The 12,191-nt window shown below is 67.6% G+C and carries 9 protein-coding genes; 7 read left to right on the top strand and 2 right to left on the bottom strand.

Features of this window, described 5'->3' with window-relative positions; all coding sequences use genetic code 11:
- Nucleotides 1-2: 2 nt before the first annotated feature.
- Together ACLM5J_RS02405 and ACLM5J_RS02400 are read left to right on the top strand one after the other, a co-directional pair.
- The gene (locus ACLM5J_RS02405; RefSeq protein WP_413654402.1) at nt 3-1,547 is read left to right on the top strand and encodes a glycosyltransferase family 2 protein; all 1,545 of its coding nucleotides are present in this window, start codon (nt 3-5) and stop codon (nt 1,545-1,547) included.
- An 8-nt stretch (nt 1,548-1,555) separates the two neighbouring features.
- Entirely contained in the window at nt 1,556-2,845 is a 1,290-nt protein-coding gene (locus ACLM5J_RS02400) for a nucleotide sugar dehydrogenase (protein WP_413654401.1), read from the top strand.
- Nucleotides 2,846-2,852: 7 nt separating this feature from the next.
- Here ACLM5J_RS02400 and ACLM5J_RS02395 read toward each other — a convergent pair whose 3' ends face one another.
- Nucleotides 2,853-3,443, bottom strand: a complete 591-nt coding sequence (locus ACLM5J_RS02395) for an acyltransferase (RefSeq protein ID WP_413654400.1) — start codon at nt 3,441-3,443, stop codon at nt 2,853-2,855.
- Between the two features lie 155 nt (nt 3,444-3,598).
- Here ACLM5J_RS02395 and ACLM5J_RS02390 point away from each other — a divergent pair, with 155 nt between their 5' ends.
- The 3 genes from ACLM5J_RS02390 (at nt 3,599) to ACLM5J_RS02380 (ending at nt 6,880) form a co-directional block, all read left to right on the top strand.
- Nucleotides 3,599-4,729 carry a hypothetical protein gene (locus ACLM5J_RS02390; RefSeq protein ID WP_413654399.1) on the top strand — a complete coding sequence of 377 codons (1,131 nt, stop codon included), beginning with the start codon at nt 3,599-3,601 and terminating at the stop codon, nt 4,727-4,729.
- A gap of 92 nt (nt 4,730-4,821) precedes the next feature.
- Entirely contained in the window at nt 4,822-5,796 is a 975-nt protein-coding gene (locus ACLM5J_RS02385; RefSeq protein WP_413654398.1) for a sulfotransferase family protein, read from the top strand.
- Between the two features lie 34 nt (nt 5,797-5,830).
- Nucleotides 5,831-6,880, top strand: coding sequence for a sulfotransferase family protein (locus ACLM5J_RS02380; protein WP_413654397.1), 1,050 nt, complete (start codon nt 5,831-5,833; stop codon nt 6,878-6,880).
- A gap of 11 nt (nt 6,881-6,891) precedes the next feature.
- On the opposite strand, the gene ACLM5J_RS02375 is transcribed toward ACLM5J_RS02380, so the two are convergent.
- Entirely contained in the window at nt 6,892-8,322 is a 1,431-nt protein-coding gene (locus ACLM5J_RS02375) for an SDR family NAD(P)-dependent oxidoreductase (RefSeq protein WP_413654396.1), read from the bottom strand.
- A gap of 135 nt (nt 8,323-8,457) precedes the next feature.
- On the opposite strand from ACLM5J_RS02375, the gene ACLM5J_RS02370 reads away from it, so the two are divergent.
- On the top strand, nt 8,458-10,161 hold the full coding sequence (locus tag ACLM5J_RS02370) for a class I SAM-dependent methyltransferase (RefSeq protein ID WP_413654395.1): 1,704 nt from the start codon (nt 8,458-8,460) through the stop codon (nt 10,159-10,161).
- Between the two features lie 143 nt (nt 10,162-10,304).
- A complete protein-coding gene (locus ACLM5J_RS02365; protein ID WP_413654394.1) occupies nt 10,305-12,047 on the top strand; it encodes a class I SAM-dependent methyltransferase in 1,743 nt (580 codons plus the stop codon).
- The last annotated feature ends 144 nt before the right edge of the window (nt 12,048-12,191 follow it).

Raw genomic sequence — 12,191 nt, 5'->3', positions numbered from 1 at the left:
CCATGCTTCCCGACGTGTCGGTGATCGTGCCGGTCTACAACACAAGGCGGTACCTAGCCGAGTGCCTGGACTCGGTCCTGGGCCAGACCATCGGTCGAACGAACGTTCAGATTGTTGCCGTGGACGACGGGTCGACCGACGGCTCCGGCGAGTTGCTTGATGAGTACGCTTCGCGGTTCCCAGACCAGGTCGTTGTCCTCCACCAGGCGAACTCCGGCGGGCCGGCAGCGCCGTGCAATGTCGGCCTGGAACATGCAACGGGCCGCTATGTCTTCTTCCTCGGCTCCGACGATTACCTCGGAATCGAAGCCCTTGAACGGATGGTCAGCAAGGCAGACGAGTGGGGCACCGACGTAATGTGTGTCCGCTTGATCGGCACTCAAGGCAGGGTGATCCCGCAGGAACTGTTCGCGGAGAACCAGCCGGAGATCGGATTCCCCGACCAGCGGCCCTTCCTCACGGCGAACACCAAGCTCTTCCGGCGTGAACTCCTAGAGAAGCACGGTATCCGGTACCAGGAGAACATCGCGATCGCCAGCGACCAGACCTTCACCATCGAGGCCATGTATCGCGCTGGCCGAATCTCGGTGCTGGGCGACTACGACTATTACTACGCAGTGTTGCGCTCTGAGGGCGGCAACCTGATGTTCGACCCGAGCTGGGAGCGTCGTCTCGACTCGATCGACTTGACGATGGACTACGTCGCCGAGCTGATCGACGATCCAGGACTCCGTGACGAGGTTCTCTACCGGCACTTCCGGTGGGAGTACAGCGGGCGGCTGAAGAACCTGCTCGAGCACGACGAGGTAGAGCAGCAACGTCTGCTGGCGCGGGTGGCTTACGCTACTGATCGCCACTTCACCGACCGCATCGCAGCGATGATGACCGTGCCTGGCCGGCTACGGCTGGAGTTGGCTCGCAAGGGTGACCTTGAGTCGTTGGTCGAACTATGCCGAGTTGCCGACTCGGATGAGCGCCCAGTCCGGGTTGTCCTGCCCGAAGGCCTCCACCTGAGGTATCCGGGTTTCGGGAAGGCGCCGCGATCCTGGTACGCAGAGACGATGAACGTACGCGGCGTCATCCGGCGGATCAGCCCCGAGGTCACCGACGTCATGCAGACTCGATCGGCTGTCGTCGTTGAGGCCCGCGCGCCGATCGACCCGGTCAGCGCCCCCTACCTGCGCGTGGTGTTGGCGCCCATCGTTGCGGGCGAGAAGGTGGCGCAGGGCAAACCGGTCACCGATGACGTCCCTGGCACGATCGTCGGCGCCGTGGATTTCACCGCTGACGGCAGGATGACCGCGAGCTTCGCCTCCCTCGATCTGCGAAGGGCCGCCCACGAGCGGTTCTCGCTGCGTCTGCAAGTGACGGCCGCCGGGGAACGCTTCGACTCGGCATTCAATGCGCCGGCCAGATCCAACCTAGGAGACCTGGCCGTCGGTCGGGGCACGGAGATCAGGCTCCGCACCGGTCCGCTCGGGCGAGTTGTGCTCTCGCGAGTTGCGGCAGAACGTTCGAGCCGACTCGGTTTTCTATCTCGACGATGAGGATAAACGTGAACATCTGTGTAGTCGCCCTCGGCAAGATCGGCCTTCCGCTGGCCGTCCAGTTCGCCAGTTCGGGTGCCACGGTGATCGGCGCCGACGTCGATCAGCGGGCAGTCGACCTGGTCAACCGCGGCGAGGAGCCGTTCCCCGGTGAGGCCGACCTCGGCGTGAAGATGAAGGCGGCGGTCGAGGCAGGCCTGCTGAGCGCCACCACCGACACCGCTGCCGCCGTCGCCCAGTCCGACGCGGTCATCGTCGTGGTGCCGTTGTTCGTCGACGCCGACGGCGTGCCGGACTTCGGTTGGATGGACGCCGCCACCCGCGAGATCGCGAAGGGTCTGCGGCCCGGCACCCTGGTCAGCTACGAGACCACGTTGCCGATCGGCACCACGCGCGAGCGGTGGGCCCCGATGTTGGAGGCCGGTTCCGGCCTCACCGCTGGTACCGACTTCCACCTCGTCTTCAGCCCGGAGCGGGTGCTCACCGGGCGGGTCTTCGCCGACCTGCGGAAGTACCCGAAGCTCGTCGGTGGGATCAACACCGCCTCGACCGAGGCCGGCGTCGCCTTCTACGAATCGGTGCTCCAGTTCGACGAGCGCGGCGACCTGCCTCGCCCGAACGGCGTCTGGAACCTCGGCACCAGTGAGGCCTCGGAGTTCGCCAAGCTGGCCGAGACCACCTACCGCGACGTCAACATCGGTCTGGCGAACCAGTTCGCGCGCTATGCCGACAAGGTCGACGTCGACGTCCAGTTGGTGATCGAGGCGTGCAACTCGCAGCCCTACAGCCACATCCACCAGCCTGGCATCGCCGTCGGCGGTCACTGCATCCCGATCTACCCGCGGATGTACCTGTGGAACGACCCCGAGGCCACCGTCGTCCGCGCAGCCCGCGAGGTCAACGCCGAGATGCCGTCGTATGCGGTCGATCTGCTCCAGGCGGCCCACGGAGACCTGGCCGGACTCTCCGTGCTGGTGCTCGGCGCGGCCTACCGTGGCGGCGTCAAGGAGACGGCCTTCTCAGGCGTCTTCGGGACCGTGGCCGCGCTCACCGCCCGTGGCGCCACCGCCTACGTCTCGGACCCGATGTACACCGACGCCGAACTCGAGGCGCAGAAGCTGACGCCGCACCGCGGTGAAGCGGTGGCGGCCGCGATCATCCAGGCCGACCACGCTGAGTACCGCTCGCTCACCCCGGCGGATCTGCCCGGTGTCCGGGTGCTGGTCGACGGACGTCGGGTCACCGACGCCGCAGCATGGCAGGTCGACGGCGTCCGGCGGGTCGTGATCGGCGGCTGACGCGGGGTCAGGCTTCGGTGAGGACGCCGTCCGTCTCGACGTAGACGGCGCCGGTAGCCGGGCAGCTCCACCGGCCGTCGCCCTCGTCGGTCAGCCGCTGGCCGGCCTTGCCGACCCAGCCGATCCGGCGTGCCGGAACGCCGACCACCAGAGCGAAGTCGGGCACGTCCTTGGCGACCACCGCGCCGGCTGCGATCATCGCCCAGCGGCCGATCTTCAACGGTGCCACACAGACCGCGCGGGCGCCGATCGAAGCGCCGTCCGCGATCTCGACGCCGACCGCGACCCAGTCCGAAGCACGCTTGAGGTTGCCGTCGGGGTCGACCGAGCGGGGGTACTGGTCGTTGGTGAGCACAGCGGCCGGGCCGATGAAGACGCCGTTGCCGAGGGTCGCCGGCTCGTAGACCAGGGCGTGGTTCTGCAGCTTCACGTTGTTGCCGAGCCGGCAGCCGGTGCCGACGTAGGCACCGCGGCCGACGATGCAACCGGTACCCAGGGCGGCGTTCTCCCGGATCTGCGCGAGCTCCCAGACCGTGGTGCCGTCGCCGAGCGTTGCTGACGGTGCGACCTGGGCGGAGTCCTTGACCACTGCGTTCATGTCGACCAAGGTACGACAGCTGGGTGCCGGTGGTTGCGCGTGCCCTTGGGGGTCGGCCCGCAGGCAGGCCGCCGCAGGGTGGGCGGCCGTGGGTAGGCTGGATGCCGAAGCCCCCGAGCCCAGGAGTTCCGACACCCATGTCAGACGGCCACACCGTGACCGCATTCGAACCTGGGGCGCATGTCATCCACATCGGTCCCCACAAGACCGGATCGACGGCGGTCCAGGTCGCGCTCTTCCAACAGCGGCTCGATCTCCTCGAACGCGGCGTCTACGTGCCGCAGCACAAGCAGCGCCGCCGTCAGGCCGGCTGGGCGCTCGGCCTTGAAGGTATCCCGGCCGGTGTGCCGCGGCCGCCGATGCATCGCTGGAACGGATTGGTAGCCGAGGTCGGCGCGGTCGATGGCCTCCGGGTCTGCGTGAGCAACGAGGACTTCGGCCGGGCTTCGCCCGAGCAGGCGCGGCAACTGGTCGAGGGTCTCGGCGGCGACGACCCGCAGATCGTGGCTGCGGTGCGCAACTTCGACCGCTTGCTTCCGTCGCTGTGGCAGGAGCGGGTGAAGGCCGGTATCGACACCGGCTATGAGGACTGGCTCAAGGTGGTCCTGGGCGACGACCCGACCGCCTGGGAGAAGCGGGACGCGCTGGGCTTCCACGACGTCCAGCAGATGGTGGAGCGGTGGGTCGAGGTGGTCGGCGTCGACCGGTTCACCCTGGTCGTCATCGACGACGCCGATCCAGCCGACCTGTTGACCCACTTCGAGGCGATGTTGGACCTGCCGGCGGGTCTGCTCAAGGGACACCCGGCGGAGTCGAACCGCGGCCTGACCTACGCCGAGGCAGAACTCCTCCGGACCTTCAACCAGTTGGCGGAGAAGGCGGAAGTGCCGCGGCCGCTGAGAGCCCGCTACCTCAACCACGGATTCGTGCGGGCCTTCAAGGCCAGCAAGCAGCGCTCGCCCGGCCCGTCGAGTGCGCCGCACCCGACCTGGGCCTGGGAGTGGATCCAGGCCGAGAACGCCGCCCGAGCCGACTACGTCGAGAACTGTGGGGTTCGGGTCCTCGGCTCCGCGGACTCGCTGCGGGTGATGCGCGACCCGGTCCAGATCCCCGAGGACTGGACGCCGCAGGTGCCGATCGAGCTGATCGCCGAGGGCCTCTTCGAGCTGCTCACGAAGCTCGACGCCGACAAGAAGAACACCGCCGCGCGGATCGAGCAGCTCGAGGCGCGTCCGGTGCCACAGAGTCTGCGCGGTCGGGTCGCGCGGCGACTCATGGGGCGCTAGCCGGGTGATCGGCACCGCCGATCACCTCGATAGGATGACGCCGATCGGTCAGCCCCGGCCGGTGCGAGCCCACGATCTCGGCTAGGTGACTCATGGAACGCTCCCTGCTGCTCGTGGTCGGTCCCGGACGGAGCGGGACCAGCTCGATGGCTGGCGCGCTGAGCGCCTCGGGATTCACCGCGCCCGGTGCCAGCGAAGGGAACCGGACGAACCCCAAAGGGTTCTTCGAGCCGCGCTGGATGGTCGATCTCCACAAGGAGCTGCTGCGTCGTAGCGGGATGATCGCCCTCGACCCGGACCCTGAAGGCCTGGAACTGGCCTCGGTTCCCAGCTCGCGCACGGCCGTGCGTGCAGAGGTTCGCGAGTGGCTGGCCGCCAGGTTCGAGGAGAGCCCCCGGCTGGTGCTCAAGGATCCCCGCCTGATCTGGTTCCTCGACCTGTGGACCCAGACGGCACGCGACCTGGGGGTCGAGCCGACCAGCGTCTTCATGCTGCGGCATCCGGCGGAGGTGACGGCGAGCCGTAGCACCTACTACGACGCCCGCGACGTCGCCGCGGTCGCGGGCTGGATCAACGTGGCCACGTTGACCGAGCGGTCGACCCGCACCTCGCGCAGCATCGTGCACTATCCGGACCTGTTGGCCGACTGGCGCAGTCAGTTCACCCGCATCGGTCGCGACGCCGGTATCGCGTTCGATCCTGCGATCGAGGTGAGCCCGCACCCGGTCGACGACCTCCTCGACCCCGCGCTGCGCCGGATGAGCCCCGATTGGGACGCGGTGGCCGCGCCGTTCTGGCTCCGTGACCTCGCGGAGCGCAGCTACCAGGCGCTACTGGCTGAGAGCCGCGGCGAGCAGGTGGACCCCGCGCTCTTCGACGCGTTGCGTGGCGAGTACTTGGAGAGCTGGCACGCAGCGCTCGGGATGACGAACATCGAGCGCCGACGGCTTACTCGGCAGGCAGAACGCCGGGGAGCGCGGCGGGCCCGCACGGCAGTACCGGAGCCGGCCGACGGCGGGTTGCGGACCCGCGCGGCCTCGGCGGCGCGGCGACTGCTCGGTCGTTGAGGATCGCGAGAGCTGAACATGCAAGACTTCGCGTGTGCCTGATGCCCGCCTCATTCTGATCACCGGTACCGGTCGTAGCGGTACCAGCACGATGTCCGGCCTCTTCCACCATCTTGGTGTCGAGGTGCCCGGGCCGCACCTCGGTGCGAACGACTCGAACCCCAAGGGCTTCTACGAGTCGCGGTGGTCGGTGCGGTTCCACGAGGAGCTGTGCAGCCGCGCCCGGATGCATGTGATGGATTCGCGCCCCAGCGCGTTCGAGGATGTCCAAGCGGTGATCGGTCCACGCGACCGCGCCAAGTTGACCCGTTGGGTGGCCAAGGTCGGCGCGGGACATGACCAGATCGTGGTCAAGGATCCGCGCAGCGTCTGGACCCAACAGCTCTGGGCAGAGGCAGCAGCGGCCGACGGGCGGGAGTCGGTCTACATCTCGATGCTGCGCCCGCCCGCCGAGACGATCGGCAGCCGCGCCGCCTACTACGCGAGCGCCGACGAGGCCAAGCGACGTCGCTACGAGATCTTCAACATCGCCCGGTGGGTCAACAACCAGGTGGTGAGCGAGCGGGAGACCCGGTCGGCGTCCCGGTCGTTCGTCGCCTACGCCGACCTGCTGACCGATTGGCGCGCCGAGGCCGAGCGGCTTGCCACGGAACTGGGGATCGTCTGGCCGGGTGAGATCGCGGCGGGAGTCGAGAGCCCGGTCGACGACTTCATCAGCCCTGATCTGCGCCGGGTCCAGGTCACCTGGGACGACCTGGAGATCCCGGCCGAGCTCCGCCAGATCGCCGATGAGGTCTGGGCGGCGGTCACCACCCTGCGTGACGCAGGCGGCCACCACACCGAGGCTTCGGCGGCGATGGACGACCTCAGTGAGCGGTATCAGGAGCTCTTCCGGCGCTCCAGCGCGATCAGCCACGACGCGATCGAGGCACGGCTGGCCGAGTATGAGCGTGCCCAAGCGCAGGCCCAGAGCGCTGAACCGCCGGCTCCGGCCGGAGATCGACGCGCGATCACCGACGTCGGGTCCCGGGAACTGATCGGCGTCCTCGCCAGCCGGGCGCGGAGCCGGCTACGGCGAAGCTGAGGCGGTCTGGATCAGGCTTCGGCCTGGTCCAGCAGCGAGGCGAGCGGGTCGTCGCGGCGGACGTCGATGATCTGCCCGGTGACGTCGGCGAGGAGCACGTCGAGCGACGTGCGGGCGACGGTGTCCGAAGCGAGCAGTGAGTCGCTCGGCTCCTCGCCGAACGCCTTGGTGCGCATCGGCGTGCCGGTCCGTTCGGGGTTGATGCAGTTGACCCGGACGCCGTCCTCGGCCCACTCGTCGGCGAGGGCCTGGGTCAGGTTCACCACCGCGGCCTTGGCCGAGGAGTAGAGGCTGTAGCCCGCACGGCCACGGGTGTAGGAGCTGGAGGTGTAGAGCAGCAGCCCGCCCTTGCTCTCGCGCAACGCGTCGTAGAACGCCTGGGCGATGAAGACCGGTGCCAGGTAGTTGACCTCGGTGGCCGACCAGATCGTCTCCTCGCTGGTCTCGGCGAGGTCGCCGCGCGGCAGGATGCCGGCAGTGTTGACCACGTAGTCGATCCGGCCGTCGGCGGCGAGCACCTTGTCCCGTGCTGCCACGATCTCGTCGCGGCGCTCGACGTGGGTACCGGTGGCCGACCGGCTGAACCGGTGCACGCGGGCGCCGCTCCGCTCGGCCAGGTCGGCGACGTCCCCGCCGATGCCGTAACTGCCGCCGAAGACCACGACGGTCTTGCCGGCCAGCCGTTCGGAGTACTCGGCGTCGGTGTGTCCCTTGGGCTGGTCCTGCACGGTGAGCTGGAAGAGCTTGTCGGCGATGTAGACGTCGATCGGCTCGGTGACCTTCATGTTCCGCTCGTCGCCGGCGACCACGGTGATCGGTACCTCGGGCAGGTACTTGAGCACCACCGAGCAGTCGTCGGTGGCGACGAAGTCGGGGTCGGCCGCCGCCCGCTCGTAGGCCCGAGCGATGGTGCCGACCCGGAACGCCTGCGGGGTCTGCCCCCGGCGCAGGGCCGAGCGCGGCGGGATCGCCCGGATCACGTCGTTCTCGTCGACCTCGATGATGGTGTCGGCCGAGGGGATCGCCACGTCGACTGCCTCGTGCACCTCGAGCGCGGTGAAGCACTCGCCGATGATCCGGTGGCTGACCAGCGGACGGACGGCGTCGTGGAGCAGGACCCGAGCCTCGGGGTCGCCGATCTCCTCAAGCGCCTTCATCGACGTCTCGCTGCGGGTCGCGCCACCCTCGAGGATGGCGGTGACCTTGGTGTAGCCGCCCTTGCGCACAATGGCCCGCACCGAGTCCAGGTGGCCCGGCGACATCAGGATCAGGATCTCGTCCACCTGAGGGTGCGAGTGCATCACCTCGAGGGTGTGCTCCAGGATCGTCTTCCCCGCGACCTTGATCAGTTGTTTGGGGATGTCGAGGCCGACCCGTGAGCCGACACCGCCGGCGAGGAGGACGGCGACGTTGCGGGGAGCAGAGGGAGCACCTTCGGACATGCGATCTACTCTCTCATCCTGCGTGCTCCAGCACCGAGTGGGTAGTGTTCGCCAACGTTGCTGACCCCGAAAGGCTCCGGAGGGCCCATGCCTGGTGCGAAGGCCCGAGTTGGCTTGGCACGTCTGGTGGCGCGGATGCGTCCGCAAGCGTCCACGCCCCCGGCAGCGGTGGCCGGTATCGTCGAGTCGATCAACCGGAACCGGTTGGTGGGCTGGATCTCGGTGCCGAAGGACCATCCCGATGTGCCGATCACGCTGCACGCGGGGCGGTTGCTGATCGCCTCCACCTTCCCGACCGCGGATGCGCCGATCTCCCGGTCGGTCGTGCGCCAGCGGCACGACGAGGAGACGGGGGCGCGTCGCCGTCAGGGTGTCGCCAGTCCACGCCGCGACGATCGACGCAATTCGGGTCAGCAGGTGCGCGCCTTCTCCTTCCAGATCGCGGGCCTGTGGGACTTCCTCGGACGACGCACGCGGCTGAGTGTCCGCGTCGGCGGGCAACCGTTGCCGATCGCTGGTCACGGCATGTTCCTGACCCCGCGGCACGGCGGCAACCGAGAACTGGAAGAGCTCGAGGAACTCCTTGCCGGGGGTTATCAGCTCACCAAGTCCGGATACTTCGTGGCGCCGCAGGAGTCGCGGGGCGCCTGGCGGAACTCGGTCGTCGACCTCTACAGCCGGACCCGTGCCTTCCTGGCCGATACCCACGGCTACGAGGCGTTCCTCTTCTACGGCAGTCTGCTCGGCTCGGTCCGCGAAGGAGGTCCGATCGGGCACGACAACGACTTCGACTGCGCCTATATCTCGCGCCATCGAAACGGTCGCGACGCCGGCGAAGAGCTTGTCGAGATCGCCCTGGATCTGATCAAGGCGGGACTGAACGTCGACCTGCGCAGCAGGCTCCTGCACATCAACGATCCGGCCAGCGGGCAGCGGGTGGACGTCTTCCACGGCTGGTTCGACGAGTCCGGGGTCCTGCAGACCGCCTGGGGAACGGCCGGCACGACGGCGTTCACCGAGAGCGACTGGCAGGGCACCGAGGAGGTCGACTTCGCCGGCGGCAAGGTGTTGCGCCCGGTGGCGGCCGAAAAGATGGTCGCGCACCTCTATGGCGACGACTGGCGGCAGCCCAAGCCCGGTTTCAACTGGGCGTTGAGCCGGACCGACGCCGCTGGCGAGGGACGTCTCAGTGTCGAGCAGCGGACGAAGGTGTACTGGGCGAACTTCTATGCGCGGACTGGTTATGCGGCGGGTTCGACGTTCTTCGAGTTTGTGAATGCGCATCCGGCGATGCCGGCGACGGTGATCGACATCGGTTGTGGTGATGGTCGTGACTCGCGGGCGTTCGGTGGTGCCGGGCGTCGGGTGTTGGGGTTGGACCAGTCGCCGGTGGGTATTGAGAATGCCCGGCAGGGTGCGGTTGAGGCGGGCCTGGGTGAGACGGTCCGTTTCGAGGTCTGCGATGTGGCGGATGTCGATGAGCTCGGTCGGGTGCTGGATGAGGGTGTGGAGGATCGGCAGGGTCCGATCCTGTTCTACCTGCGGTTCTTCCTGCACGCGATCAATGAGGAGATCCAGGAGCGGTTGATGGCGGCGATCGCCACTCATGCGCGACCGGGTGATGTGTTCGCGGCGGAGTTCCGTACCGATAAGGATGAGTCGGCGACGAAGGTGCACGGTAACCATTACCGCCGGTTCCAGAATGCGGTGGAGTTCCGGGAGTCGTTGACGAAGTTCGGTTTCGGTGAGGTGTTGTTCGAGGTTGAGGACACGGGCTTGTCGCCGTACGGCGAGGAGGACCCGGTCCTTTACCGCGTCATCGCCCGCGCCGACTCGTGAGTCGGCCGGTGGCCGCATCGGCGGTGCCAGTGCTGGGGCGAATCTTGGTGCGTCGTCCGGTGAGAGCAACGATTAGTCGATAGTGTGCCTGAGTTCGGTGCAGCAGGGGGAGGCACGGGTGGCGGGAGTTGAAGGTGGCGAAGGTGACAGTGCGTGATCAAGTGAGTGGACTTGCGCGGCGTTCGCGTGCCTTCGTGGCGCGCAAGGCAGCGGGTTCGGCGTCTGCTCCCGTGACCGGCGTGGTCGAGAAGTTCACCTGGTACCAGGCAGTCGGCTGGGTCTCGGTGCCGAGCGGTTCGCCGTCCACCCCGGTCGACCTCTACGTCGACAAGGTTCTGGTGGCCACCACCCACGCCACTCCTGCGGTGGCGGTCCGTGCCTCGGCGGTCCGGGCCGCCGGCGACGTCGACCGCCCGCGCGGTATCGCCAGCCCTGAGGGCGGGCGTCGCAATTCCCCCGATGAAGTTCGGGTCTTCAGCTTCCAGTTGCGCGGGTTGTGGCGGTTCATGAAGCGCACCACGCGGGTCAGCATCCGGGTCGGAGGTGTGCCGCTACCGATCGCTTGGCACGGTCTCTACCTGAACCCGATCAAGGACGGCAAGCGGACTCCGCAACAGCTGCGACGTCGTCTGAAGGACGGCTACAAGCTGGCCAAGACCGGACGGCTGACACTCTCTAAGGATCTCGACAGTTCGTGGCAGGAGAAGGCAATCGACATGTATGAACAGACCCGTGAGGTGCTGGCCGAGAAGTACGGCTACGACGCCATCATCTTCTACGGGAGCCTGCTGGGTTCGGTCCGTGAAGGCGGTCCGATCGGCCACGACGACGACTTCGACTGCGCCTACCTCTCCGCGAAGCGCACCGGCGCCGAGGCCGCGGCCGAACTCGTCGAGATCGCTCTCGACCTGATCGAGGCCGGTTTCTCGGTGGACCTGCGTCTGAACTGCATCCACCTGCACGACCCGGAGACCGACCAGCGGATCGACCTCTTCCACATGTGGTTCAACGAGGCGGGCCAGCTCCGGATCCCGTGGGGGATCGCGGGCACCTCGGCGTTCACCGAGAGCGACTGGCAGGGCACCGAGGAGGTCGACTTCGCCGGCGGCAAGGTGTTGCGCCCGGTGGCGGCCGAAAAGATGGTCGCGCACCTCTATGGCGACGACTGGCGGCAGCCCAAGCCCGGTTTCAACTGGGCGTTGAGCCGGACCGACGCCGCTGGCGAGGGACGTCTCAGTGTCGAGCAGCGGACGAAGGTGTACTGGGCGAACTTCTATGCGCGGACTGGTTATGCGGCGGGTTCGACGTTCTTCGAGTTTGTGAATGCGCATCCGGCGATGCCGGCGACGGTGATCGACATCGGTTGTGGTGATGGTCGTGACTCGCGGGCGTTCGGTGGTGCCGGGCGTCGGGTGTTGGGGTTGGACCAGTCGCCGGTGGGTATTGAGAATGCCCGGCAGGGTGCGGTTGAGGCGGGCCTGGGTGAGACGGTCCGTTTCGAGGTCTGCGATGTGGCGGATGTCGATGAGCTCGGTCGGGTGCTGGATGAGGGTGTGGAGGATCGGCAGGGTCCGATCCTGTTCTACCTGCGGTTCTTCCTGCACGCGATCAATGAGGAGATCCAGGAGCGGTTGATGGCGGCGATCGCCACTCATGCGCGACCGGGTGATGTGTTCGCGGCGGAGTTCCGTACCGATAAGGATGAGTCGGCGACGAAGGTGCACGGTAACCATTACCGCCGGTTCCAGAATGCGGTGGAGTTCCGGGAGTCGTTGACGAAGTTCGGTTTCGGTGAGGTGTTGTTCGAGGTTGAGGACACGGGCTTGTCGCCGTACGGCGAGGAGGACCCGGTCCTTTACCGCGTCATCGCCCGCGCCGACGGCTGAACCACCCGCGGACGTCATCCGAGCGGTGCCCCCGTCGGCACGCAACGGATGACGTCCGGGGACGGCGGCCTGTGATTCAGGCCACCGTCGTCCCTGGTTCCCAAGGTGGAATCAGCGGGCGTAGCCTCGTGGTTGCACTGAGTA

The sequence above is a fragment of the Nocardioides sp. Bht2 genome, from assembly GCF_047308515.1.
Classification (GTDB): domain Bacteria; phylum Actinomycetota; class Actinomycetes; order Propionibacteriales; family Nocardioidaceae; genus Nocardioides.
Note: the sequence above shows the minus strand (reverse complement) of the source record. Positions and strands in the feature narration are given on the sequence as shown.